Genomic DNA, 24,858 nt, shown 5'->3' with positions numbered 1-24,858 from the left:
TGATCTATGGCCTACTCTGTCATGTGGTTAACCGATGCCTGATTTACTCATGTAATTGGGTCCCGTGATCGCGCACGGAACTCTTGTGCAGCCGAGCCAAGACAAAACAGCGCAGTTTTTCCAGAGATTGGGTAGAGGGGTCGCCTAGAAAGGGATAGATACGGTAAGATGGGAAAGAGAGCTGAGCCCCCAGCGCGCACCCAAGCTCCGCGGGAGCTGAGCCATCTCGTACAGCGTGCGCGGGTGAATGCTAGCGCTGGTCGAGAGTCAGATCGTCGATGTCGGTAATGACTTCGATCATGAGCGCCTCTAGCAAGTAACCTGGTCAATGAAGAACAGGGCGTATTCGAGCAGCCAGTCGGTGAGAAGATTCATGCAGGTAATCAGTGTCATGGATGGGCTCCGAAAGAGGTGTCAGTTGCCGTCGCGGTTCAGATCGTCGAGGTCGCTGATGATGTAAATCATGATGGTTTCTCAGCAGGTGACTTGGTCGATGAAGAAGAGCGTCCACTCGGCGAGGCCGCGGGAAACACGGCTGATTTGAACGGGAAACGCATAGAGAATGCTGCTTACGGCGGTCAGAAGTTCCATGAATCCACTCCTCCAGACAGAAAGAGGTGCCGCCCCGGCCGGATGGGTCGGAGCCCCAGATGCGCTACACGGCGAACTCGCCAAGTCCACTCGCAGTCAGAACCTCTGCGCAGCAACCTTGGCAGCCACCGTCGAACAGCGCCCGACCGGAACCGGCTGGGACGCTGACTGATTTCAGGAAACTCTCGCTCGATCTTCAGAATGTGCCGATAATGCTGCTAAGTCAAGCAGTCCCGGCCATTTTTTCTCGGTCGAGTAAGATATTTTTTCAGCACCTGCGAACGGATGCGCGGGCCTGATGTGGACGGGTGCTTTGGTATCGAAGATGGCCATGTCAGAGGCGCCGGGGGCAGCGCGGGCCTGCGCCCGGTGCCACAACGTCGGCAGTCTCGCCATCGCTACAGCCACGCTTGAGCGCTGTGCTACCTGCGGTTTCATCCAGCCGCGCTCCGGGATCGTCACAACTCCCAATGCGCGGTACGGCCTCGTGTCGCTGGCACGCCTTGCGCCCGAGGGTCTCGTTCGGGGTAAGTATCGCCTGATCAGGCAGTTAGGTGCAGGGGCCCACGGTGTCGCCTACCTCGCGCGGCATGTGTTTCTCAACCATCCGTGTGTCGTCAAGGTACTGACACCCTTTGCCCCGGGTCCGGTGGGAGGGACGGTGGACCGCGTTCGGGCCGAGGCCCGGGCTGGGTTCCGCGTCCAGGATCCGCATGTCGTCCGGGTGCTTGACTGCGATGCGTCCGAAGGTACCTGGTATTTCGTGATGGAGTTCATTGACGGGGCGAACCTGGCAACCGTGCTTGCTGAGCGTGTAGCGCTCGTTTGGCAGCAGGGCCTCCAGATCGCGCTCGATGCCGCCCGCGGTCTGGCGGCGATTCACCGCGCCGGCCTCGCCCACCGTGATATCAAGCCCGGCAACCTGATCCTCGGTGTGGATGGCCGCCTGAGGATTGCCGACCTCGGCGTTGCGGCACTCGCGACCGACCAGAAGGAACTCCGTGGTCGGGCCGGTTCAGGGTTCGGTACGTTCGCCTATGCCGCGCCGGAGTTCTTCCAGCCGGGTGTGGCCCAGGGTGTGGCGGCGGACCTGTACTCCCTGGGAGCGACGCTCTTCCACCTGCTGACCGGTCGGCTGCCACACGGAGACGGACAGGTGTTCCGGCGGCTCGTGGATATGCAGTGCCGTACCCCGACCTGGCCGACGGACGTCGCAACGGATACGCCGGTGTGGCTCGTGGATGCGATCCTCCGCCTGCTCGCCATTGAACCCGGGCGCCGCTTTACCGATGCGACTGAGCTGGTTACGACGCTTGAAGCGTCGACCCACGCGAGCCGCCGGGCGAGCGTCACGGGCGACACGGCGATTCGTGATCGCCTGGTGCCGCGTGGCATCGGAGTGCTGCCGCTGAGGAACAAGGCGGCGACCGATGGGGCGGACTGGATCGGCCATGCCGTCGCCAACTTCCTGGGGCGGGCCTTGGCGGAAATGCCGAACGTCTATGTTGCCGATCCGGATGCGCTGATTGCGATGCTGGACCGCGTGGCCGACAGCGGGGGCGTGCCGACGGATGCCGAGCGGTTAGAAGCCGGGCGGATGTGTGGCGCACGGACGGTGGTTAACGGGTTGTTCGAGCAGCAAGGCGACGATCTCGAGATCGAGCTGCGTGCCCTGCGAGGGGGGGGGCTGGCGCCTGTTATGGCGCGTGTCCTCGGCCCGATCGGAACACTTGCGGCGCTTGAGCGCCAGGCGCTGCACGAGTTGGCTGCGGGACTGGGGCTCGTGCTGCCGGCACCGGGACACATCGTGCCCACCGCGCTGGATGCTCGCGAGAAGCTGGCGCATGCCAAGCGGGCGTTCCTGCTGGGCGAATACGCGCAGGCACGCACACTGTCCAACGAGGCGTTGGCGGTCGAACCGGAATTTCTCGAAGCGATCGGATTCCTGGGCGTGTGTCTGGCCCGGCTGGGACGCTACGACGAAGCCGAGGCGCAACATCGCAGACAGGAGCTGCTTGCCCAGCAGGCGGGCGATGTGCGCCGCGAGATCGAGGCGTTGGCGAACCTCGGAGTGATGTACTACTTCCGCGGGAATTACGCCGCCGCCCAGGGGTATTACGAGCGGGCCGCCGCGCGAGCCACGGCTCATCATCTCGCCACCGAACTCGCCCAGGTCAGCAACAATCTCGGCTTTGTTCTTTTCCGGCTCGGCCGAGCAGCGGAGGCCGAGGCCGCTTTCAGCCGCGCGATCGAAACGCACCGCGCCTACGGTGGACTTACATCGCTGGTCGGGCCGTACAATGGCATGGGCAATGTGCTGGTCGCCGCGGAACGCTACGCCGAAGCGCGGAAGTATTATCGGCGGGCTCTCGCGCTCGCGCAGGAAATCGGTGATCGGACTAGCGTCGGTACCACGCACATGCATCTCGGACGCTGCGCAGCACTCGAAGGTCTATTCGACGAAGCGAAGGTGGAATTTGCAATGGCGCTCACAGCGCTGGAGGAAACCCGCTTCTGGAACGGGCTGACGCGGGTCTATGAGCATATCGCCGAGATGCAGATGCAGTTGGAGAATTACGAGGAAGCCGCGCGCTGTGCGGACAAACGTATCGAGCTTGCGCGGCAGCACGCGAATACCCGGTTGGAGGCGGCTGCGTGGACCCAGAAGGCGGAGGCGCTGCGGCGCGCCGGGCGTCCCCAGGATGCGGCCGTCTGTCTGGCACAGATCGAGAGTGGTGAAGCGGCCGCCGGCTGACGCGGCCCAGGCACGCTCGGCAAGCGACGAGGTAGCGCACACATGTTGGGTTGGATCACGGCGGCCGGCGTTACGGCGCTAGGGACTGTGACCCTGGCGGCAGTGACCCTGCGCTTCCGTCGTCTGCTCCGGGGTCAGCGCGCCACCTGCGCGGCGCAACAAGCGCGTCTGGTTGCGCTGGAGCACCTGGCAGCGCGGAATGAAGCGATCCTGCAAAGCGCGATGGATGGCTTCTTCGTATTGGGGGACGATTACCGCTTCCGTGAGGTCAACGAGGCGTTCTGCCGGATTACCGGCTACGATCGGACCGAGCTGCTGCAGATGCGAATGACCGACCTGGAAGTCGCACAGGCGGATGGACACGCGGTCGGTGATCACTGGCAGACCGGGCTGCACCACTTCGCCACTTCTCACCGCCACAAGTTCGGGCACCTGATCCAGCTCGAGAGCTGCGTAATCGCGTTGCGCGACGGCGACGACAAGCTTCTGGTCGGCTTCGCCCGCGATGTGACGGAACGCCTGCGGGCCGAGCTGGCGCTGCGTGACAGTGAAGCCCAGTACCGCAACCTGGTGGAGACCTCCCAGGACCTGATCTGGACACTGGACCGGCACGGTCACTGGACTTTTGTGAACAACGCGGCGCGCACCATCTACGGCTGTGAACCGGAGGAGATGCTCGGGCGGGCGGTGCGTGAGTTTCACGCCGTGCCCGATACGCCGGGGCTCATGGAGGCCTGTGCCGCGGCCCGCACACTGGAGCATTTTGAAACCGTGCACCGGCGCGCGGACGGCACGCCGGTGTATCTGAGTTTTAATGCCATCCCGGTTCGCGACGAGCGTGGAACACTGCTGGGCTACACCGGGACGGCCACCGACGTCACGGAGCGCCGCCAAGCCGAGGCCCGGCTGCGCGAAGCCCACGTGCGCTTCGAGTCGCTCGTCCAACGTATGCCCCTGGCCTATGTGGTCTGGAGCACGGACTTCCGCGTACTGGAGTGGAACCCGGCGGCCGAGGTGATCTTCGGCTACTCAAGTGCCGAGGCGTTCGGACAGCGTGCGGTGGACCTGGTGGTGCCAGCGGACGGACACGCCGCGTTTGCCGAGATGTGCCGCGCCTTGCTCAATGGGGAAGCGCTGGCTGGCACGGTGCTCGCCAATCACAAGCGCGATGGGGAGAAAATCCGTTGCGAGTGGTATAGCACGGTGCTGCCCAATGCGGCCGGAGGTGTCCACGGAGTCGCCACGCTGATTCGTGATATCTCGGAGCGCGAGCGACTGGAGGCCCAGCTGCGCCAGTCGCAGAAGCTCGAGAGTCTGGGAGTGCTGGCGGGCGGTGTGGCCCATGATTTCAATAACCTGCTGGTCGGCATCATGGGCAACGCCTCACTCGCCATGGAGCAGTTGCCGGCGGATGCCGCGGCCCAGTCACTGCTCGAGCGCGTCGTGAATGCGGGCCGCCGCGCGACAGACTTGACGAAACGCATGCTGGCCTATGCCGGGCGCTCCAGCACCGAAGTTGACGTGATGGATCTGAACGCGCTGATCCAGGAGATGGCCGACTTCGCGATCGCCGGTGTGCCCAAGTCCGTGGCGCTGCACCTCGCGATCCAGCCGGGGCGTATGTTGATCAAGGCCGACAGCAGCCAGGTGCAACAGGTCATCATGAACCTCCTGATCAACGCGGCCGAAGCGCTGGGTGATGATGGCGGTGATGTGACCGTCTCGACCTGGCTCGATCAGTTGAATGCCCGACGCATTGCCCGTGAGTTCCCGAACCAACGGATCATGGCGGGGGCTTATGTCTGCATGGAAGTGCGTGACACCGGCACCGGCATGTCGCCGGAGATACTCGGCCGGATCTTCGATCCGTTCTTCACGACGAAGTTTGCCGGACGGGGTCTCGGCCTGTCCGCCATCCTCGGCATCATGCGGGCGCATCACGGAGCCATCACGGTCCGCAGCGAGGTCGGCGTGGGGACGGTGTTTCGGGTTTACTTCCCCGCCGCGCCGGAGCCCGCCGCGGTAGCGGTGCCGCAGCCGCGTTCCATTGACCTGCCGCGCGGAGCCCTGGTGCTGGTGATCGATGACGAGGAGGAGATTCGTGACGTGGTCAGCGCGGTGCTGAGCAGCCGGGGACTGCGCGTCCTGACCGCACCAGATGGACCCTCCGGCATCGAATTGTTCCGCCTGCACCGCGATGAAGTGGCAGCCGTCCTGCTTGATCTCAACATGCCCGGCATGAAGGGGGAGGTGGTCTTCCGTCGGCTGATCGAGGAGAAGCCGGACGTCAAGGTCGTGCTGTCCACGGGCTATAGCGAGCAGGAGGCGGCAACCCAGTTCGCGGATGCCCGCCTCGCGGGCTTTGTCCACAAACCCTACACGGCCAAAGCGCTGGTGGACAAGCTGGGACTCGCGATCGCGGCGAAGTGATCGGGGGCGCGGCGCAGCCGGGCGGCCACGGCTCTCACGTTGCGTCCTTGTGCTCGAACGGGGGACGCGCGATCAACAGCGGCCGGCGCTGCGCCACGTTGACCAGCAGTCCGAGTGCAATAAAGTTCGCCCACAGACTGCTGCCGCCGGCGCTGACGAAGGGCAAAGTCATGCCGGTGATCGGTGCCAGGCCGATGTTCATACAGATGTTGAGCAGGGCCTGCGTGACGATCATGGCCACGACTCCGACCGCGAGCAACCGACCGAAGGGATCGTTGGTAATCGTTGCCACCTCCAATCCGAACAGCACGATCAGACTGTAGGCCAGCAGCAGCAGCAACGCTCCGACCAGACCCCACTGGTGGCCGTAGATGGCGAAGATGAAATCGTTGTCCTCTTCGGGCAGGAGGTAATGCTGCACGAAGATGCCCTCCCGGTAGCCCGTCCCCCAGATGCCACCCGTGCCGAGCGCGGTCTTTGCCTGCCGCAACTGGTACCCTTCATTCATTTGCCAGCTTTCGTCGGCCACACCCTGGCGGAACAGGACCTGCACCCGCACACGCTGGTACTCGCGCATCCCGTAGAAATAAAACGCCGGTAGCGTGGCTGTCACGAGCGTGGCCACAATGAGCAGATGCCGGATGCGAGCCCCCGAAACAAACAGCATCACCGCGAGCACCGGCAGCAGCATGAGCGTCGTGCCGAGATCGGGCTGACGCACGATCAGGATCATCGGGATGACGGTGAGCATGAATGGCGGCAACAGTCCCCACCAACGCCGATGGGAACTGCGGAATCGCAGGTAACGAGCCAGCACGAGAATCAGGGCGGGTTTCATGAACTCCGAAGGTTGCAGACTCAGTATGCCCAGATCGATCCAGCGCCGCGAACCCTTTCGCTCCGTAATCAGCGGCAAGTCGATATACCGATCCAGGAACAGCAACAAAAGCAGTACCAGCAGCACCGCGTATGCCGGATAGGCATACCAGCCAATCTTCTGGTAGCTGACGCGCAGGGTGAGCAGCATGAGAATGACGCCGGTTACGGCGAACGCAATCTGTCGTAATGTCGTAGGGCCGAGCGTTTCAACCACCGCCACCGCCCAGGGCCGTTCCCCCAGCGTGTACGTCGGCTCACGATCGGCCGAGCGGGCCGATTGACGATCGGTCGAGTGAATACACGCTACCCCGGCCGCAAGAAGGAACGCGACCGGCAGGACCACCCCCCAGCCCACGCGTGTAAAATGGAGGATGCGCGTCTCGGTCACTCACGCGCCTCCGCGGTACGGGGCGAGTTCCCTTCCAACCGCGTTCCCCCACCCCCGACGAGGTAGTCGGCAATCTCTTTGGCGACGGGACCCGCGACCCGGCCGCCACTGCCGCCATACTCGATGATCACGCTGATCGCGTACGAGCCCGGGCCGGGCGGCGCCCCCCGCGGTGTGCCGGCGGGCTGCACCCAGCCGATGAACCAGGCGTGCGTCGGCAGTCGCTCCCCTTCGAGCAGGTCGGGAAAACGCTCGGCCGTGTGTCGGCCGACAACTTTCGCATTTCGATCGTCGAGCAGCGCACGGGCATCCGACTCCAACAGCGCAAAGACTTCCTGGCGCCGCCCATCGGGATACTCGAAGGTCCACCGATACCGCACCGGCCGCGGCTGCACCTGGGCCGAGCCCGTCTTGCCACACAGCTCCCAGCCGGGCGTCGTCATCCGTGCCGGTTTGGCCGTGCCCTGGGTGTGGTTCACGACTTCCCACATTCCCGTGCGGAGCACCCGCAGATTATCCCGGTCGAAGACGCGCGGCGGCTGCACCGGCGCACCAAAGGTCTGCCCGCGCTCGTCGTAGGCCAACCGTACGGGCGTCCAGAATCCTGCGGCGATGCTGGCGGCGACGTTCGCGGCCTGCAGCGGGGTGATTGTGACTTCGCCCTGTCCGATGGACCAATTCCACGCGTCGGCCGTCTGTGGCCCGCGTCCCGCGACCCGCTCGAGCCAACTCGCCGTGGGAACGATGCCGCCCGACTCCTCGATCAGCCCGGTTCCGGTGCTGCGCCCGAGACCGAACTCCTCGAACCAGTTGCACAATCGCTGCGGACCGAGCCGCTCGCCCACTCGGAAGAAGTAGATGTTGCACGAGTTGCGGATGCCGGCCACCGCATCCTGTCCGGCCGGATTGTCAACCATGTCATGGGTAATGCCGCCGGCCCCGACCTGGTAGATCCAGCAACGGAAACGGTCCGGCTGCCCGGGCAGGAGGTGTCCCGTACAGTGGAAGCGCGTGTCTGGCGTAATCACGCCCTCGGCCAGTCCGCCCACGAGCGTGATGGCTTTGCAGATCGAACCGGGGGGATACTGCGCGCGCACTGCGCGGAACATGGTCGGATCACGCTCCGCGTCCCGCAGAAGCTCGCCGTATTGCTCCGCAAACTCGCCGTACCGGTAGCCGGGGTAGCTTACCAGGGCGCGGACTTCACGTGTCGCGATTTCAATCACCACGGCTGCGGCGCCTGAACGGCGGCTGGGCGGCAGACCGCCCGGCGGGTCCATGCCCGGTTCACCTTCCACAGCCCGGGTGAGCGCCGCCAGCACGTATTCCTGGATGTTGAGATCAAGGGTGAGTGTGACATCCTGCCCGGCAATCGGTGGCGACTGCTGGAGCACGTCGCGGCCGTAATCTTCAAGGATGCGCCCCCGGCGGCCGCGCAGCGTGAGTTCCGCCACGCGCTCAATTCCGGAGACGCCGCACCAGTCCTCCGGGCGGAGTTGGCGCAGTTCGTCGCCGCGCAGGGGGTCATCGGCAATGCGCTCCGGACTGGCGGCTCCGAGCCGCCCCAAGAGGTGCGACACGCTATCGGCGGCATGCGCCACGCGGCGCGTCGAGGGCTCGACCACCAGCCAGGGATAACGCTCCAGCTCCCGGCGAATGGCCAGCGCGACACGATTGTCCACCGCCTGCAGAATCGGCAAGTGACTATCCTGTTCGGCGATCCGGCGGACGTCGGGCGAGCGGGCTCGCACCGCATCATGCACCCGGTCGACCCGGGCACGCACCTCGTCAGCACGGGTGAGAAGCTCGGCGCGCGGTCGTCCACTGAGCAGCGCGAGACGATTCCACATGTGCGGAATCTCGATGGCGAGCCAATCATCCACGATTTGTTCCACCTCCAGGCGGGCGAGAGCCGGATCATTGCGCCGGGCGGCCTGCGCAGCGCGCTGCAGGTAGCTGCGTTCACCCGCCAGCACGGCGTAATGGATGCTCACATCCGCCGCGGGTTCGTCACGTAACAACACGCGGCCGTTGCGATCCAGGATGGATCCTCGCGAGGCATGGATGTAGCGCACGGGACGCGTGAGGATGCGCTCGGCGAGAGCGGTGTAGTCCTCGGCCTGCACGACTTGGATCTGCGCCAGGCGCACGACGATGGCGAGCGCAAGCGCCGTAAGCAAGCCCCATAACCAGGCCAATCTGCGCTGGAACATGACGTCCGTGTCCGTCCTCGGCACCATGGCCGCGTAGCCCGCGGGCGAGTTCCTCCTCGCGCGCGGATTCTAAGACCACCCGCGTGGTTCGGCTACCGGCCGCGCGGCGCAGCAAAGCGAACTACTCGGTTCGATCGAAGGGCCACCAAGGCGCGCCCGGGCCGCTTGTCGGAACCGTTTCGATAATCTGCACGTCGGCGGTGCGCACTTCAAAGTACACGGCTTTTTGCCTGAGAGTGCGGCCGATCTCGAGGGTGAGTTGTTCCGCGACGTTGCGCTGGCGGGCTGCGCACACGACTTCGACTTCGATTTGGCGGTCCACCACGAGCTCACCTGTGTCCGGGTCACGCCAATAACCAATGACCCCGGGCCGCGTCGTGCAACCGCCGAACTGCGTCACAATCTGGCGCAGCAGGGCCTCATGCACCTCCGTGGGCACCGCCGTGCCGGGGGCATCGCCGTACTCCAGCGGCAGAAATGTTCGCCAGACGATGCGATCGCCGCCGCGCATCGGTTCGGAACAGCCGACCACGGTCAAGGCCAGAAGTACCACCAGCGTGGCCACGCTGTGAAACGTAATGGGGTGAGGCGGTGGGAGTGCCGCTGGACGTAAGGTGAGGGGGCAGACCGTCACGGAGTTCTCCTGGTGCGCGGGCAGCTTGGCAGTTCGCCCACTGTCGTAAGGCGGCGTCAGGGCACGGCGCTGCATGTGGCCGCTTTCGCAAGTACGCCCGGCAACACTGCCAGGACCCGGTCAATGTCGTCGTCCGTACTCTCGCGGCCAAGGGAGAAGCGGATCTGCCCCTGGGCAATCTCAGGTGGCGTGCCCATGGCCTGCAGCACATGGGAAGGTTCAAGCGAGCCGCTGGCGCACGCAGCGCCGCTGGAGACGCAGATGTTCGCCTCACTCAAGAGGATAATGAGGGCTTCGGCCGGCAGCCCGGCGAAGCACGCACAGGTGGTGTTGGCGACGCGCGGGGCATCGGCCCCAGCGAGATGTATGGGGGGGTAGATGTGCCGGAGTCCGGCCTCCAACCGGTCACGGAGCGCTGCCAGGCGTGGCCAGGCCGCCGGCGCGTCTGTGCGAACGAGCCGGCAGGCCACTCCGAAACCGACAATCCCCGGGGCATTGAGCGTGCCGCCCCGCCGCTTCCGTTCCTGTGAACCGCCGAGTAGCCAGGGGCGGAAGGGTGTGCCGCGGCGGACGTACAGCGCGCCGACGCCTTTCGGGCCGTGGATTTTGTGACCGCTGAGAGAGAGCAGGTCGACGCCGAGGGACTCGACTTCGATCGGCACTTTGCCAAGGGCGTTGACGGCGTCAGTGTGGACGGGGATGCGCCGCGCATGGGCCAGGGCACACACTTCGGCGACGGGTACGATGACTCCCGTCTCATTGTTGACGAGCATGATGGAGACCAGCGCGGTGTCGTCGCGCAGGGCTTCCTCCAGGGCACCCAGATCGAGCCGGCCGGCCGCGTCTACGGGTACGCGCGTAACTGTACAGCCCTCGTCCACCAGGCGGTCGGTCAGATCGAGTATGGCGTGGTGCTCGACTGCGGAGACCACCACGTGGCGGCGGCGCGGATCGGCCGCCAGCACGCCGCGCAGGGCAGCATTGTCGGCCTCGGTGCCGCCGCTGGTAAAAATGATCTCGCTCTCGCGCGCGTGCAAGACCGCGGCGACTTCCTGGCGGGCTTCCTCCACGAGCGCTCCGACCTGGGCGCCGAAGTGATGCGCGCTGGACGGGTTGCCCCATAGTTCGGTCAGCAGCGGCAGCAGGGCAGCCACCACGGCCGGCGCCGGGCGGGTGGTGGCATTGTTATCGAGGTACGTCAGGGTGGAATTCATACCGGTCTGCGCGGGTCAGCGGTTCGTGGTAGCGGGGTCGAGATCCCAGTCCAGGGCCAATTGACGCTTGAGCGTGGTGCTGCGAATCACATGCCCGTCGTTGAAGGCATAGTTCGCGCCACCGTAGTGGCGCTCGTCGATGTACGCCTCGCCCGCGATTCCGGCGATGCGCTCCATCGCAATCCAACTGCTGCGCTGGTCGAGCGGCGAAGTCACGTCCGGATTCGCATCGGTGATTAACGGGAGGCGGGCCCGCACCGCGTCGAGCGAACCCCGCCGCCAACTGTACTCGTAGACGCGGTAGTGGCCGGAGCTGTTCGCCCGGGGAATGCCCTCCGCACAGGTCCAGAGCTCATAGCGGTCGTCGCGGTTGCGCATGACCGGAAAATCCTCGTCGAAGGAGTAGTGCTTGTCCTGGTAAAGCGAGACGTAGAGCGCCTCGGCCCAGCCATGCACCGCCGAAGCAGCCGAATCGCGTGCGTTGTAGTGCGCCGGTGGGAGCTGAAAGTGGTGGTCGTTGCCATAGGCGACCGTGGCCTTCATGAATTCGGCCAGACGGGTCATGCAGTGCGTGGCTTTGGCCTGTTGCCGTGCCCGTGACAGCGACGGTGTCAGGATCGAGATCAGCAGGGCGATGATCGAAACGACTACCAGCAGCTCGATGAGGGTAAACCCCCGTATCCGGGTGCGGCGGGCTGTCATTGGGTTATCCGGCATCGATACTCCCGCAGCATGGCCGTTTGCGGCCGTGCCGGTCTCCCTCGTGGGAGGCCGCACCACCCCCTGTTTGTCCTATTATACGGGCTGGTACCGCCGCGGCGCGGATCGAAGTCGGGTTTCGATAGGGGACGCGGCCGCGTGTCTCAGCCGGGAGTGGCAGATGGATCGAATCCTGCTGGCGGAGCCCCTGACGGCGGCCGCCGAGGCACGACTGGCGATGAGCGGCGAGTTGGTGCGCGCGGTGGAGCCCCGCGAGGATGAGCTCTGCCGACTGCTGCCGGGCTGTGTGGCGCTTGTGGGCCGAACGCGGACACCGGTTACGCGGCGCCTTCTCGAGGTCGGTGACTTGCTCCGCGTCGTGGGTATCGCCGGCGTGGGATTGGACCGCGTCGACACCGAGGCGGCCGCGGAGCGGGGGGTCCGCATCGTACATACTCCTGCAGCGGCCACGGAAGCGGTCGCAGAGCTGGCGGTTGCGTTGCTGCTGAACCTGTTGCGTCCGGTGGGACGGTTGATGGAGGAATACCGTGCAGGACGGTTTACCGAGGCACGGGCGGTGCCGCATGGGCGTGAACTGTGCGATATGACGGTCGGGATCGTTGGCTTGGGCCGGATTGGCTCCCGGTTCGCGGCCCTGTGTGCGACGGGGTTCGGGGCGCAGGTGCTTTACAACGACATCCGCGATGTCGGCCCGCTGTCTTTTCCGGCGCGGGCGGTCTCGAAAGAGGAATTGTGGGGCGCATGTGATGTGGTTTCGCTGCATGTGCCGCTTACGGGGGCCACGCAGGGCCTCGTTTCGGCGGCCGTGCTCGAACAGATGCTTCCGGGGGCGTACTTGCTCAATACGGCGCGGGGGGCGGTGGTGGACACGCTGGCCTTGGTTGCCTCGCTGGATTCGGGGCGACTGGGAGGTGCCGGGCTGGATGTTACGGAACCCGAACCGCTACCGGCGGGGCACGCCCTCTTGGTCCATCCACGGTGCCTGGTGACCCCGCATATCGCGGCTCGGACTCACCGCGGCTGGGAACGGATGTGCGCGGTGGTGGATGAGGTTGTGCGAGTATTGGCGGAATCGTGAATTCCGAAGGGCACGGGGAGGCGTCCGCGCTGACCGAATTCTGGCCCCGGTGGCAGTGAATTCATTGCCCATGCCCATGCGGATGCCGCCACGCGCTCGCCTATCCGCCGTTCGTTTTGGCAACGCACCTTGACGCCGTGCGCGTGACCCGCGAAAACACGCCGTCCGGGGCACCGCGGGCACATGGGATGCGCGGGCTGCGCCGGGTCCGAACGGAAAACGACATGCCGCGCCGCAGTCTGAGCACGAGTGTAACGATCGCGCTGCTGGCGCTGCTCGGCCTCGTGCTGCTGGCGCCGATCTTCGCGGTGGTACGGGCGGGGTTCCTAGCGGAGGACGGCTCCTGGACGGTGTCCTGGTTCGTGCGGGTCTTTCAGTTCGAGGTCTACCGCGAGGGGCTGTGGAACAGTCTCATGCTGGCGGTGTGCACGACCGGGCTGTGCCTGGTGATTGCCATTCCGCTCGCCGTGCTGGCCGAGAATTACAACTTCTGGGGCAAACGGTGGTGGCTCGGCCTCATCATGGTGCCGATGATTCTGCCGCCGTTCGTGGGCGCGGTGGGTTTACGGGGGCTCCTGAGCCGGAACGGGGGGATCAACCTGTTCCTCCAATGGCTGGGGGTCTTCGAGGCGGGCGAATACATCGACTTCCTCGCGTATCCTTTCTGGTCGTGTGTCGTACTCGAAGCCCTCTCTCTATACCCGATCACTTTCCTGAACGTGCAGGCTGCGCTTGCGAATATTGATCCGGCCCTCCACGAAGCCGCTCGGAACCTTGGCGCCAGTTCCTGGCGGCGCTTCTGGACGGTCACGCTGCCATTGATGCGGCCGGGAGTCTTCGCAGGTTCGACCATCGTGTTCATCTGGGCTTTTACGGAACTCGGCACGCCGTTGATGGTGGGCTACACGAATGTGACGGCTGTGCAGGTCTTCCACCAGATCCAGACCACGAATCCCGAAGGGGACGCGTACGCGCTGGTCGTGATCATGCTTGCCGCGAGCGTGCTGCTGTACCTCGTGGGTAAGCTCGTGCTGGGTCGCCCACTGCCCGGCATGCTCGCGAAAGCCACCGTGGCGATGCCGCCGGTGCGGCCGGGTCGACTCGGCAACCTGCTGATCACCGGGCTGTTTGCCGGCGTGTTCTTCATTGCCGTGCTGCCCCATGTGTCGGTCGTCCTGGCGAGCATCACGGCCACGGGGATCATTGAACTCGCGCCGGAACACCTCACGCTGCGCTTTCACGCGAATCTCGTGCGTGATGTCGTCAATCCGTCTGGGATCGGCGATCAGACCGCGGCGCTCAGCGTGCTGAACAGCTTCCGCTATGCGCTCGCAGCGACGGCCATCAATATCGTGTTCGGCTTCGTGATCGCGTACCTGGTGGTGCGGCGGCGGTCATGGCTCACGATGATCCTGGACAGTCTGGCGATGCTGCCGCTGGCCGTGCCGGGCCTCGTGATGGCTTTCGGCTATTTCATCATGACACTCGGCGATTCGCCGTTCGCCTTCCTGAATCCCATCACGCACGACCCCATGCCCCTGCTGGTCACCGCCTACGCAGTGCGGCGGTTGCCATTCCTGGTGCGGTCGTGCGCGGCGGGCCTCGAGCAGACCTCTGAAGCGCTGGAAGAGGCCTCGATCAATCTCGGTGCGAGCCCGCTGCGCACCATGCTGACCGTGACGGTTCCCCTGTTGGCGGCCAATTTCATTGCGGGTGGACTGCTGGTTTTCAGCCGGTCGATGCTGGAGGTTTCGGACAGTCTGATTCTCGCATTCGACAAGCAGGATTACCCGATGACGAAGGCGATTTACAGCTTGGCGGACTCGCCCCAATCGGGACTTCAAATGGCGTCTGCGCTGGGTGTCTGGGGCATGGTGATCCTGACCGTTACGATTCTCGGTGCTTCGCTGGCCCTTGGGAAGCGTCTCGGCGCACTGTTTCGGGTATAGTCGCCGGTGCGCGCCCAAATCATGTACCTGCAATGAGTTAGTTAAGTGTCTGACAGGTGGTCCCGGTGGACTTGGCACGGTCGCTGCGCCGCGCAGTTGCCCTCGGAGGCAGAGTCGGTCCCGCCCAGGTACCCCCGCTTTCGTGTGGGTGCGTGGCTGGGTATGCCCCGTTGTCAGGTCTCCGTGCGCAGCGCATAATCCGGGCCGGTCGCGCGCCGCCGCGCCGGGTTGACGCGGCATCGCAGCGCGGCGTCCAGCACTTCCCCCTGCTGTCGAGGCAGCCACATGGCGAAGAAGAAAGCCCCCAAGAAGACTGCGAAGAAAGCCAAGAAGACCACCAAGTCGGCCGCGAAGAAGGCCGCGCCGCAGCGCGCTAAAAAGGCCGTGGGTCCGAAGAAGATCAAGGCCGTCAAGAAGGCCGCGAAGAAGAAGACCGCGCGCAAAACCACCACACCGATGCGCCCCAAGCGCGCTGCGGTGAAGTCCGTGAAGACCACACAGCGCGCTGCCAAGGCGCCGAAGCGACCGCGGCGGACACGCCAGGCCCTGCCGCCCGCGGTGCCGCCGGCGGCGCTCGAAGTCGATCTCACCCCGACACCGTCCCCCCCTCCGCCGGCGCCCGCGCCGGAGCCGCCGGCGGCCCGCAACCCGGGGACAGCGCGCCGGACTTCGCGCTGCCGGACAGTACCGGCGCAGTGCATCGGCTTTCCGACTACCGCGGCAAGCGCGTCGTGCTGTACTTCTACCCGAAGGACGACACACCGGGCTGCACCGTCGAGGCCTGCGGTTTCCGCGATCACCTCGCGGCCTTCACCGACCGCAACGCAGTCGTCTTCGGGATCTCACCGGATTCGCCGAACAGCCACGAGCGCTTCAGCCAGAAGTTCAGTCTGACTTTCCCGCTGCTCGCGGACGAAGGGCACGGCGTCGCCGAGCAATATGGCGTCTGGGTGCTCAAGAAGCAGTACGGCCGCGAATACATGGGAATCACCCGGACGACCTTCATCATCGATGCCGAGGGTCGGGTGCAGGATGTCTTCCGGCAGGTCAAGCCGGAGGGGCACGAGCAGGAAGTCCTGGCGCGGCTGGGCTGATCTTCTCGTGCGTGCATGAAAGGAAGGGCATGGCGGAACACTTCGCCGACCGGTTGCAGGCGGCCTGTCAGCGGTGCGGAACGGCGGCGGTGGTCGGAATAGATCCCGTGCTTGAGAAGCTCCCGGAGGAGTTGCGCCCCACCACCGCCACCACAGGCGCGGCCGCCGTGGCGGTGGAGCGGTTCTCCGGCGCCGTGGTCGACGCGGTTGCGGGGCTCGTTCCAGCGGTGAAGCTCAACGTCGGGTTTTTCGAAGCGTTCCGCGGCCCGGGCCTCGCAGCTTACTTTCGGAGTGTCGCTTACGCCCAACAGCGCGGACTGCTGGTGATTGGCGACATCAAGCGCGGCGACATCGGCTCCACCGCGGAGTTGTACGCCCGCGGGCACTTTGAAACGCCGGCCGCGACGGATGAAGGCGCCGTGCCCGATGCCGTCACGCTCGCGGGCTACCTCGGTGAGAACGCGGTGCAGCCGTTTGTCGAGATCGCGCGCCGCACCGGACGTGGAGTCTACGTCCTGGTGCGGCCTTCGGAGCCGAAAGCGGACGAGGTGCATGATTTCTACGCCGGTTCAGACGCCGTTGGGGCGCGTTTCTACCAGCACATGGCCAACCTGGTGCATCGCTGGGGCCAGGCGCCGGACCTGGTGGGGCAGTGCGGCTGGTCGTGCGTCGGTGCGGTAGTGGCCCCGAAGGACCGGCAGAGCACGGCCGAGTTGCGCGCCGCGATGCCACACACCCCCTGGCTCGTGCCGGGTTATGGAGCGCAGGGCGGGACCGCGGACGACTGTCGGGCATGCTTCCGCAGGGATGGGACTGGCGCCGTGGTAAACGCCTCTCGCTCCGTGATCTATGCATACCAGACTTCCACCGCGCGCGAGCGCTATGGAGCCGACTGGCGTGCAGCGATCCACGCTGCCGCGGAAACGTTCGGCGCGGATGTAGCCGGGATCATGCAACGGTAGGTGGGCGACAGTAAGCTATCACCGCCCACCTCCCATGCTGAGTGGGGCAGGGGGAGAGGGTCATGAAGCGGTTGAAAAACGCCCCTATACCAACTTCTCCCAAAGGGAAGATCGGTCATGGGGTAGATACAACCCAGGCCGCACGACGAATCCGCGCAAGACCGACTGGAACCGGCTGCGGGGTGGCGCGACCCTGGGTGCAGTACGCGTGCCCGTCCGGCTATTCCGACGGCTCGCAGTTCCACTGTGCCCATGTTGGTGGCCGCTTGGCCTGAAACGCTGTCAGACCTTCTTTTGCATCGGAGCAGATGAAGCACTTCGCGAATTCGCCGATCTCGTCGCGGGCGCGCAACGTTCGCTTGATCCGCGTGATGGCCGTCGGTGCCGCCGGCGCGAGCCGGTCAAACCAGGTGCGCAGTACTGCGTCCAACTGTTCCGCAGCGGGCACGATCTCGTCGACCAGCCCGATACGCAGCGCCTCTTCCGCCGAAATGGGTTCCCCGCTGTATAGCATGCGCTTGGCTGCACCGAGTCCCACCGTACGCGGCAAACGCTGCGTGCCTCCCCAGCCCGGGATGAGCCCGAGGCGCACCTCCGGTTGGCCGATCATCGCCCCCGCCACCAACAGGCGGAAATCGCAAGCCAGCGCCATCTCGCACCCTCCGCCCATGGCGTGCCCATTCATGGCCGCGAATGTCGGTTGCGGGAGGGCCTCGAGGGCATTGAAGACGTTGTGACCGTGCGTCGCAAAAGCCAGCCCCTGATCCTCGCTGAAGCGGCTCATCTCGGCGATGTCCGCCCCGGCGAGGAACACCTTGCCCTCGCCTCGAATCACCACGAAGCGCGCCCGCGCATCCGTCGCCAGACGTTCGACGATCGTGCCGAGCGCTCCGATGACGCGTGATGAAAAGATATTGAGGCCGGTTTCCGAACGAAACAGAATCGTAGCCACATCGCCGGTTCGCTCGAAGTGCACTTCAGTGTGGGATTTCTCGTGAGACATGCGCAATACCTGCTAACGTTGGGGGTAATCGAAAAAGCCCTGGCCCGACTTCCGACCCAGGACCCCGCCACGCACCATGGTGCGCAGCAGCGGATGCGGCCGATAACGATCCTCGCCGAGATCGCGATGCAGCACTTCCATGATGTGCAGGCACACGTCGAGGCCGATCAAGTCCGCGGTAGCGAGCGGCCCCATCGTGTGTGCACAGCCCAGCTTCATGACCTCGTCGATGGTAGCCGCATCCGCGACCCCATCGGCAAAGCATGCGATCGCCTCGTTGACCAGTGGCATCAGGACGCGGTTGCTGACGAAGCCGGGGTGATCCTTCACGCGCAGCGGAGTTTTTCCGAGTTTTTCGGCGAGTTCACAGGTGAACGCCACCACCGGTTCGGTTGTGCGGAGGCCCACGACCACTTCAACCAGCCGCATCAACGGAACCGGATTAAAGAAGTGCATACCCACGAACTGGGCCGGCCGTCCGCTGGCTACGCCCAGTTCGCTGATCGAGATGCTGCTCGTGTTGCTGGCAAAAATACGATCCGGCGCGGCGCTTCGCCCCAGAGCGCTCCATAACTCACGCTTGATGCCGAGATCCTCGAACACCGCCTCCACGATGAAGTCCGTCCCGGCCGCGTCGGCGAGCGTTCCAGGGCGCAGGCGCGCCCGCGTCGCCTCGGCCTCCCCCGCGCTGAGCCGCTCCTTCTGCAGGAGTTTCTGGAGTGACTGCCCGATACCGGTCAGGGCCCGCTCGATCGCCTGTGGCGCGCTGTCCACCAGCGTGACGGCGAAGCCCGCCTGTGCGAACGTTTGTGCGATGCCACTACCCATCGTGCCGGTGCCGATGACGGCCACCTTCTCGACATGCGTGTGCAGATTCACGGCCGTCAACCTCCTTGCCGCTGCGGTTGCGCCAGGCCACTCCCCGGCTCTCAGAAATCACGGAGGATCCAGTCCGGCTCCTGCATGCGCCGCGCCAGCACGAGCCGCTGGATCTCGCTCGTGCCCTCGTACAGTTCCGTAATGCGGGCATCACGCAGCAAGCGCTCCACCGGGTAGTCCTGGCAATAGCCGTAGCCGCCGAAGACCTGCAGCGCCCAGCCGCACACACGGCTCGACGTTTCGCTCGCCAGTAATTTGGCCATCGCCGCCTCACCGCTGTAGGGGCGGCCGGTCGCCTTGAGCCACGCGGCCCGGTGCATCAGTAAACGGGCCGCCTGAATCCCCATCGCCATGTTCGCCAGCTTCCACTGGATCGCCTGGAACATGCCGATGGTCTCGCCAAACTGCACTCGCGTGTTCGCGTACTCCGTCGCGGCGTCGAGCGCCGCCTGTGAAATGCCAACGGCCTGCGCGGCGACTCCGATCCGCCCGCCGTCGAGGGTAGCCAGCGCAATGCTCAATCCCCGGCCGCGCTCCCCCACCAGCGCCGTGCCCGGCAAGAAACAGTTCTCGAAGACGATCTCGGCGGTGCTGCTGGCCCGGATGCCGAGCTTCTTCTCGAGCTTGCCGACCTGGCAACCGGGCGTATTCTTCTCAACGATGAAGGCCGACATGCGGTGCCGGGGGTGTCCGGGGTCGGTCACCGCCAGCAGGAGAATGACATCCGCCTCACCACCGTTGGTGACGAAGTTCTTTGTTCCGTTGATGACCCAGCCGCCGTCCTTCTCCACGGCCATGCAACGGGCGGCTCCGGCATCACTGCCGCTGCCGGGTTCGGTCAGTGAGAGGCAGCCGATCCATTCGCCCGCGGCCAGCTTGGGCAGGTACGTGCGCTTCTGCGCAGCGGTCCCGAAGTGCAGGATCGGATCGACGCATAGGGAATGATGGGCGGAGACAAGGATCCCCGTGGCCGCACAAGCCCGCGACAGTTCTTCGATTGCGACGATGTAGCCGACGACGTCCATGCCCGCGCCGCCGTACTCCTCGGGGACGTAGAGCCCGAATAACCCGAGTTCTCCAAGCTTCTGCACCAGGCCGGGTTCGAACCGGCCTTCCTGGTCGCGGGTGGCGGCCCGTGGCGCAATCTCCCGTAGGCAGAACTCGCGAAGCATGTTCCGCAGTTGCTGGTGATCTTCGGTCAGCCGGAAATCCACCGTGATCCTCCGCGGTCGTCCGTAGCTCAGCCGGGCATCTGCCCTGCAAGGAGTTGACGCGCAATGATGATGCGCTGCACCTCGCTGCTGCCCTCACCAATCTCGCACAGTTTCGCATCGCGCAGGTAGCGCTCGACGGGTACATCCTTCGTGTAGCCGTAGCCGCCATGAATCTGGAGGGCTCGGAGGGCCACCTGAGTTGCCATTTCGCTGGCGTAGAGCTTGGCGAGCGAGGCCTTCTGCCGCGCATCCTCACCGCGATCGAGCGTCGTAGCGGCGTCGTACACCAGCGCGCGGGCCGCCTCCAGCTCCGTCACCATGTCCGCCAGCATGAACTGCACCGCCTGGAGATCGAAGATCGACTTGCCGAAGGCCACCCGCTGGTGAGCATACGCCAAGGCCTCCTCGACTGCGCCGCGCGCCAAGCCAACGGACAGGGCCGCGATTCCCACTCGGCCACGCTCCAGTACCCGCAGCGCATCGACGTATCCCTGGTTCAGGGCTCCGACCAGTCGCTCCGGCCCGCACCGTACACCGTCCAGCTCGAGCGGGCACGTATCACTCGCCCGCATGCCCAGCTTGTCTTCCTTGGGGCCGACCGCGAACCCGGGGTCGTTGCGCTCGATGAGAAAAGCGCTAATACCTTTGGCGCCGCGGCTGGCGTCCGTTCGGGTCATGACGACGAAAACCTGTGCCCGGCTTGCGTTCGTGATGAAGATCTTGTTCCCGGTCAGTTGCCAGCCGTCACCGTCCGGCTCGGCTCGTGTCTGGAGTGCGGCGGCATCCGATCCCGAGCCCGGTTCCGTCAGCCCCCACGCCCCGAGCCATTCACCCGTTGCCAGTTTGGGCAGGTATTTCCGCTTCTGTGCTTCCGAAGCCGCCAGGTTGAGATGTGAGAGGCAGAGCCCATTATGCGCGGCCAGCAACAGTGCCACCGCGCCATCCTGCCGTGCAATCTCCTCCATGAGCACCGCGTTCGCAAGGTAAGCGTGCTCGTGGTGTTTCGAGCCCCCGTATTCTTCGGGGGTAAGCACGCCAAGCAGTCCCAGCGCGCCTAATTCCGCGACGACTTCGTCCGGCAGGTGCTGCTCACGATCCCAGGCCCGGGCATTGGGCCGAATTCTTTCGGTCGCATAACGTCGCACGGCATCCCGCAATGCGACGAGGTCCTCCGGCAGCGTCCAATCCATAGTCGGCATCCGTCCCGCGGAGCTGAGTCGTAATTCCATAAACGCGTGCGACGTGAGGAGCACGCATGAAGAGCGACTCTATTGTAACGGACTGGCTTGATGTGCAAAGCGCCGGCGGATAGAGAACACGACCGGAATCTCGGAAAGTGACCGCCCGGAAGTCATCCTCCGGACGGCATCCCTGCCACATCCGGACCAAGGATTACGTGCCGCTTGCTTCCGCGGTAGCGTCGATGATCTGAATCCGCCGCCGGCATTTCGGACAGCCGATGGTGCTGGCTGTGAAATTCGGGCTGAGTTGCACCGGGTGTCCGCACGTGCATTGAAACGATTCCCACCCCCGACCCCGGCGCGTGTAACGAGCCGGCCGATCGGCGGCCGACTTCGCCGGGCTTTCGGCCGGTGTGGCCGCTTCAGCAGCGCGGGTAGCCGCGGTAGCGACACCGAGCGCCGCTGCGACCCCAAGGACTTGGGCGGTCTGGGCCTTGGGGACCTCGTGCTGGCGGCCACAACGCGGGCACTCCGCCGTCGGTCGCTTCCAGCCCGGCGGTAGTTTCAGTTTTGTGCCACAACCACACGTTAGCACCACAAACGGAAGTGCATGGTCGAGCACTCGTTCGACGGCCTCACCACGAGAGAGGGGAGTGTCCTCCGCGGTCTGGACAGAAGCGGTACGGATCGTCACCGCATCCGACTCGGCTGCCAGAGTCTGTGCGCCGATACAGCGGCCGGATTTCCGGGCAGCCCGATAGGCCTCTTCGTAGGCCTGGAACCCCGCGCCGGACATGGACCGGAGAATGCGAATTCGTTCTGCCGTTGGGGGGTGTGTGGAGAACAGTCGCACGAGACTGCGCTCTGCCTGCAGCGGGTTGATGATGAACATGGGAGCAACGGCTTGGTTGGTGTCCGCCGCAACGCCGGGGCGCCGCTGAATCTTCTCGAGCGCGGACGCCAACCCTTCCGGATACCTCGTAAAGCGGGCCGCCGAGGCATCCGCCAGGTACTCACGCCGGCGCGAGGTAGCGAAATAAAGTACCTGGGCCAGCAGCGGCGCCAGGATCGCGAACAGCAGGGCCACCGCGATCATGAGGATTTGAGCTCCGCCCCCGGTCTGCCGTGAGGAGCCGCGCCGGCCTTGCCCACCGTAGAACATGGCCCGCAACAGGAAATGTGCCAACATGACGATCGTGCCGAGCATGATGGCCGCGAGGGTCATGAAGCGAACATCGTGGTTGCGGATATGCGCAATCTCGTGGGCCAGGACCCCTTGCAGTTCGTCACGGTTGAGCGACTTGAGCAACCCACTGGTGACGGCGACGGCCGCACGGTTCGGATCGTACCCCGCGGCGAAAGCGTTCAGCGAGGCATCGTCGATAATGAAGATCCGCGGCATCCGACCGAGACCAGCGGCGATGGTCATCTCCTCAACGATGTTCCAGAGTTGGGGGGCATCCTCGCGCCGGATCTCGCGAGCTCGTGCGCTGGAGAGCAGGATGCTGTCGCCGGAGGTGACCGCCGACAGGTACAATAGGCCCCAGACCAGCAGGGCGATGCCGGCCCCGATCAAGGCGCTGCCCCGGGCCTCCCAGAGCTGCTCCTGGAAAGTGGCGACATGACCGGTCTCCAACCCGGTTTTTACCGCCTGGAGCGGGTTGAAAAGCAGGACCATGTCGACGGTGAGCCCTATCACGATGCCGAGCGCAACCAGCAGTGTGCCCATCACGGCGATGAGCCAGAGGGAACGCCGCTGGTTACTCCGAATCGCTTCCCACATGGGGCCTCACCCCAACCGGGGCTGCGGACGTACGGTCCGCAACCCGTCTGAAACGGCGCCTGAGGTTCGGGCGGTCATCCTGTCCGCTACGAAAACTTCACCTGCGGTGCTTCGCGCTGTGCGGCATCCTGTAACTCGAAGTGCTCCGCACGTTGGAATCCGAAGGAGCCCGCCACCACGTTCTGCGGGAAGCTCTCGATCACTGTGTTGTACTTCATCACCGAGTCGTTGTAGAACTGTCGCGCGAAGCCGATGCGGTTCTCCGTGCTGGTCAGTTCCTCCTGCAAGGCGAGGAAGTTCTGGTTGGCCTTCAGGTCGGGGTAGTTTTCCACCACCATCATGAGCCGCCCGAGTGCCTGTGACAGCTCGCCCTCGGCAACCGCCTGATTCGCCACGCCGTGTGTGTTCACGGCCTTGGCGCGGGCCGAAATGACGGCGTCGAGCGTGCCGCGCTCGTGTGTCGCGTAGCCCTTCACGGTCTCTACGAGGTTCGGAATCAGGTCGTGCCGCCGCTTGAGCTGCACATCAATCTGTGCCCAGGCGTTCTTCACCTCGTTACGCTGGCGCACCAGGCCGTTGTAAATCGCAACGACCCAGAGCAGCACGAGCACCACGAGACCCACGACGACCATCAGCGTGATCAGCACCGGTCCCAACTGTGCAAAAGACATCGGTTAATCCTCCTGCGCCCGAGCGCCGAGTTCATGGCGAAACAAGTCTCCCAGGAAGTTCGCGATCGCATCCGTGGACGGCCCCGAGAAGGCCCGGACAAGCCCGCCCAGCTCGCCGACGTCCAGCCACACTCCGTGGCCCTGCCGACAACGATCCACCTCGATCGGGGGTTGCGCTCCCACCCGCACCACCGCCATGGTGCGTCGGCACCGCGGGCAGCGCCGTTCAGCACCCGCTATGGCCACCCCGGTCAGTAGTGCGCTGCCCAGGCGTGTCTCCGCTGCGCCCGCCGCCTCGGTCAGAAACTCCAGCTCCCCAGAATCGAACCACGTCCCGTGGCACTGCGGACAATGATCAAGCTCCACCCCCTGCAACTCGACCACCATCATGGGCTCGCGGCACACCGGACACACGGCGGATCCTCCCACATATCATGGGGAGCATAGCAATCGGCGCGACGGGTGTCGCGGTACCGGTCGCCGAATCGCGTTACACTTTCCGGGGTTTTTCAGAATGGATCTTGCCCGCGGGAACCGCGCCGTCAACCTTGTGGAGTGGAGCATGGGTCTGGCAACGCCATGGCGGGCTGAAATCAGCCGGAAGCTGCTGCATCTGTCATCCGCCGCGATCCCGCTGGTCTACTGGCTGGCGGAGTGGTCGCGCGGCACGCTGCTGGCAGCCCTCGGGGCATGCTGCCTTTTCGCCATCGCGGTGGAGCTGGCCCGCTTGAGCAACTCCGCCTTCGCGACGGTCTTTCGCGCCACAGTCGGTTTCATGGTGCGGTCACGCGAATGGCAACGAGTCTCGGGTGCGACCTATGTGCTGCTGGCGGCTTTTGCCTCTGTGGCCCTCTTTCCGCAGCTCATCGCAGTCGCGGTGCTGCTGATCCTGAGCGTGGCCGACACGGCTGCATCGCTGATCGGATTACGTTACGGTCGCAGCCAGTTTCTGGGAAAGAGCTGGGCGGGTAGCACGGCTTTCTTTCTGGCGGCCTTCGCCATTCTCTGGTTGCTCGATTTTCGACTTGGACCGGCGGTCAGCGCGGCGCTGCTCGCCACGGTGGTGGAAGCCGCACCTACGCTGCGCTGCGGACCGGTTGAACTGAACGACAACGTTACCGTGCCGTTGCTCACGGGGACTCTGCTGGTGTTTCTGCACTGACGGCGCAAGTGAAAAGCCCCTGGGCGGTGATCGGAACTCGGATGTCCCTGCCGCCCCA

General features: G+C 65.0%; 20 protein-coding genes. 7 read left to right on the top strand and 13 right to left on the bottom strand.

Annotation, left to right across the window (positions count from 1 at the left end; all coding sequences use genetic code 11):
* The first annotated feature begins 922 nt into the window (after window positions 1-922).
* Complete coding sequence (locus IPM18_00390) at window positions 923-3,346, top strand: tetratricopeptide repeat protein (GenBank protein ID MBK9118056.1); 2,424 nt, start codon at window positions 923-925, stop codon at window positions 3,344-3,346.
* Window positions 3,347-3,388: 42 nt separating this feature from the next.
* Window positions 3,389-5,776 carry a PAS domain S-box protein gene (locus IPM18_00385; protein MBK9118055.1) on the top strand — a complete coding sequence of 796 codons (2,388 nt, stop codon included), beginning with the start codon at window positions 3,389-3,391 and terminating at the stop codon, window positions 5,774-5,776.
* 34 nt (window positions 5,777-5,810) lie between these two features.
* Here the strand turns inward: IPM18_00385 and IPM18_00380 are convergent, their stop codons facing one another.
* The 5 genes from IPM18_00380 to IPM18_00360 all read right to left on the bottom strand — a co-directional run bounded on the left by IPM18_00380 (window position 5,811) and on the right by IPM18_00360 (window position 11,806).
* Entirely contained in the window at window positions 5,811-7,043 is a 1,233-nt protein-coding gene (locus tag IPM18_00380) for a rod shape-determining protein RodA (protein ID MBK9118054.1), read from the bottom strand.
* Window positions 7,040-9,256 carry a hypothetical protein gene (locus IPM18_00375; protein MBK9118053.1) on the bottom strand — a complete coding sequence of 739 codons (2,217 nt, stop codon included), beginning with the start codon at window positions 9,254-9,256 and terminating at the stop codon, window positions 7,040-7,042. The genes IPM18_00380 and IPM18_00375 overlap by 4 nt, the downstream gene beginning before the upstream one ends.
* 121 nt (window positions 9,257-9,377) lie before the next feature.
* Complete coding sequence (locus IPM18_00370; protein ID MBK9118052.1) at window positions 9,378-9,890, bottom strand: hypothetical protein; 513 nt, start codon at window positions 9,888-9,890, stop codon at window positions 9,378-9,380.
* 56 nt (window positions 9,891-9,946) lie between these two features.
* Window positions 9,947-11,104, bottom strand: a complete 1,158-nt coding sequence (locus IPM18_00365; GenBank protein ID MBK9118051.1) for an aminotransferase class V-fold PLP-dependent enzyme — start codon at window positions 11,102-11,104, stop codon at window positions 9,947-9,949.
* A gap of 15 nt (window positions 11,105-11,119) precedes the next feature.
* Complete coding sequence (locus tag IPM18_00360; GenBank protein MBK9118050.1) at window positions 11,120-11,806, bottom strand: prepilin-type N-terminal cleavage/methylation domain-containing protein; 687 nt, start codon at window positions 11,804-11,806, stop codon at window positions 11,120-11,122.
* A 178-nt stretch (window positions 11,807-11,984) separates the two neighbouring features.
* Here IPM18_00360 and IPM18_00355 point away from each other — a divergent pair, with 178 nt between their 5' ends.
* Window positions 11,985-12,902, top strand: coding sequence for a hypothetical protein (locus IPM18_00355; protein MBK9118049.1), 918 nt, complete (start codon window positions 11,985-11,987; stop codon window positions 12,900-12,902).
* A gap of 224 nt (window positions 12,903-13,126) precedes the next feature.
* Window positions 13,127-14,851 carry an iron ABC transporter permease gene (locus tag IPM18_00350; protein MBK9118048.1) on the top strand — a complete coding sequence of 575 codons (1,725 nt, stop codon included), beginning with the start codon at window positions 13,127-13,129 and terminating at the stop codon, window positions 14,849-14,851.
* A 173-nt stretch (window positions 14,852-15,024) separates the two neighbouring features.
* Here IPM18_00350 and IPM18_00345 read toward each other — a convergent pair whose 3' ends face one another.
* Window positions 15,025-15,441, bottom strand: coding sequence for a hypothetical protein (locus IPM18_00345; protein MBK9118047.1), 417 nt, complete (start codon window positions 15,439-15,441; stop codon window positions 15,025-15,027).
* Window positions 15,442-15,525: 84 nt separating this feature from the next.
* Here IPM18_00345 and bcp point away from each other — a divergent pair, with 84 nt between their 5' ends.
* Both bcp and pyrF read left to right on the top strand, forming a co-directional pair.
* Window positions 15,526-15,945, top strand: coding sequence for a thioredoxin-dependent thiol peroxidase (bcp, locus tag IPM18_00340; protein MBK9118046.1), 420 nt, complete (start codon window positions 15,526-15,528; stop codon window positions 15,943-15,945).
* A 29-nt stretch (window positions 15,946-15,974) separates the two neighbouring features.
* Complete coding sequence (gene pyrF, locus IPM18_00335; GenBank protein ID MBK9118045.1) at window positions 15,975-16,907, top strand: orotidine-5'-phosphate decarboxylase; 933 nt, start codon at window positions 15,975-15,977, stop codon at window positions 16,905-16,907.
* 220 nt (window positions 16,908-17,127) lie between these two features.
* Here the strand turns inward: pyrF and IPM18_00330 are convergent, their stop codons facing one another.
* From IPM18_00330 to IPM18_00300, 7 genes are all read right to left on the bottom strand, one after another.
* Window positions 17,128-17,910, bottom strand: a complete 783-nt coding sequence (locus IPM18_00330) for an enoyl-CoA hydratase/isomerase family protein (GenBank protein MBK9118044.1) — start codon at window positions 17,908-17,910, stop codon at window positions 17,128-17,130.
* A gap of 12 nt (window positions 17,911-17,922) precedes the next feature.
* Complete coding sequence (locus tag IPM18_00325; protein ID MBK9118043.1) at window positions 17,923-18,738, bottom strand: 3-hydroxybutyryl-CoA dehydrogenase; 816 nt, start codon at window positions 18,736-18,738, stop codon at window positions 17,923-17,925.
* Window positions 18,739-18,839: 101 nt separating this feature from the next.
* On the bottom strand, window positions 18,840-20,003 hold the full coding sequence (locus tag IPM18_00320; GenBank protein ID MBK9118042.1) for an acyl-CoA dehydrogenase family protein: 1,164 nt from the start codon (window positions 20,001-20,003) through the stop codon (window positions 18,840-18,842).
* Between the two features lie 26 nt (window positions 20,004-20,029).
* Window positions 20,030-21,193: an acyl-CoA dehydrogenase family protein gene (locus IPM18_00315; protein ID MBK9118041.1), complete on the bottom strand. Its 1,164-nt coding sequence runs from the start codon at window positions 21,191-21,193 to the stop codon at window positions 20,030-20,032.
* 202 nt (window positions 21,194-21,395) lie between these two features.
* Window positions 21,396-22,967: a M48 family metallopeptidase gene (locus IPM18_00310; GenBank protein MBK9118040.1), complete on the bottom strand. Its 1,572-nt coding sequence runs from the start codon at window positions 22,965-22,967 to the stop codon at window positions 21,396-21,398.
* Between the two features lie 86 nt (window positions 22,968-23,053).
* Window positions 23,054-23,614: a LemA family protein gene (locus IPM18_00305; GenBank protein MBK9118039.1), complete on the bottom strand. Its 561-nt coding sequence runs from the start codon at window positions 23,612-23,614 to the stop codon at window positions 23,054-23,056.
* Window positions 23,615-23,641: 27 nt separating this feature from the next.
* Window positions 23,642-24,052, bottom strand: a complete 411-nt coding sequence (locus IPM18_00300; protein ID MBK9118038.1) for a zf-TFIIB domain-containing protein — start codon at window positions 24,050-24,052, stop codon at window positions 23,642-23,644.
* A gap of 148 nt (window positions 24,053-24,200) precedes the next feature.
* Here IPM18_00300 and IPM18_00295 point away from each other — a divergent pair, with 148 nt between their 5' ends.
* On the top strand, window positions 24,201-24,800 hold the full coding sequence (locus IPM18_00295) for a hypothetical protein (GenBank protein ID MBK9118037.1): 600 nt from the start codon (window positions 24,201-24,203) through the stop codon (window positions 24,798-24,800).
* The last annotated feature ends 58 nt before the right edge of the window (window positions 24,801-24,858 follow it).

It is taken from the genome of Phycisphaerales bacterium (genome assembly GCA_016716475.1).
Taxonomy (GTDB): Bacteria; Planctomycetota; Phycisphaerae; order UBA1845; family Fen-1342; genus JADJWG01.
The sequence above is the reverse complement of the archived record's forward strand: the minus strand, read 5'-3'. Positions and strand labels throughout refer to the sequence as shown.

Bases quoted from the DNA above. Each gene is read 5' to 3' on its own strand.
- IPM18_00375 (MBK9118053.1), bottom strand. From the start codon at position 9,256: ATGTTCCAGCGCAGATTGGCCTGGTTATGGGGCTTGCTTACGGCGCTT.
- IPM18_00315 (MBK9118041.1), bottom strand. From the start codon at position 21,193: ATGGATTGGACGCTGCCGGAGGACCTCGTCGCATTGCGGGATGCCGTG.
- IPM18_00350 (MBK9118048.1), top strand. From the start codon at position 13,127: ATGCCGCGCCGCAGTCTGAGCACGAGTGTAACGATCGCGCTGCTGGCG.
- pyrF (MBK9118045.1), top strand. From the start codon at position 15,975: ATGGCGGAACACTTCGCCGACCGGTTGCAGGCGGCCTGTCAGCGGTGC.
- IPM18_00360 (MBK9118050.1), bottom strand. From the start codon at position 11,806: ATGACAGCCCGCCGCACCCGGATACGGGGGTTTACCCTCATCGAGCTG.
- IPM18_00325 (MBK9118043.1), bottom strand. From the start codon at position 18,738: ATGGGTAGTGGCATCGCACAAACGTTCGCACAGGCGGGCTTCGCCGTC.
- IPM18_00310 (MBK9118040.1), bottom strand. From the start codon at position 22,967: ATGTGGGAAGCGATTCGGAGTAACCAGCGGCGTTCCCTCTGGCTCATC.
- IPM18_00385 (MBK9118055.1), top strand. From the start codon at position 3,389: ATGTTGGGTTGGATCACGGCGGCCGGCGTTACGGCGCTAGGGACTGTG.
- IPM18_00365 (MBK9118051.1), bottom strand. From the start codon at position 11,104: ATGAATTCCACCCTGACGTACCTCGATAACAATGCCACCACCCGCCCG.
- IPM18_00355 (MBK9118049.1), top strand. From the start codon at position 11,985: ATGGATCGAATCCTGCTGGCGGAGCCCCTGACGGCGGCCGCCGAGGCA.
- IPM18_00295 (MBK9118037.1), top strand. From the start codon at position 24,201: ATGGGTCTGGCAACGCCATGGCGGGCTGAAATCAGCCGGAAGCTGCTG.
- IPM18_00330 (MBK9118044.1), bottom strand. From the start codon at position 17,910: ATGTCTCACGAGAAATCCCACACTGAAGTGCACTTCGAGCGAACCGGC.
- IPM18_00390 (MBK9118056.1), top strand. From the start codon at position 923: ATGTCAGAGGCGCCGGGGGCAGCGCGGGCCTGCGCCCGGTGCCACAAC.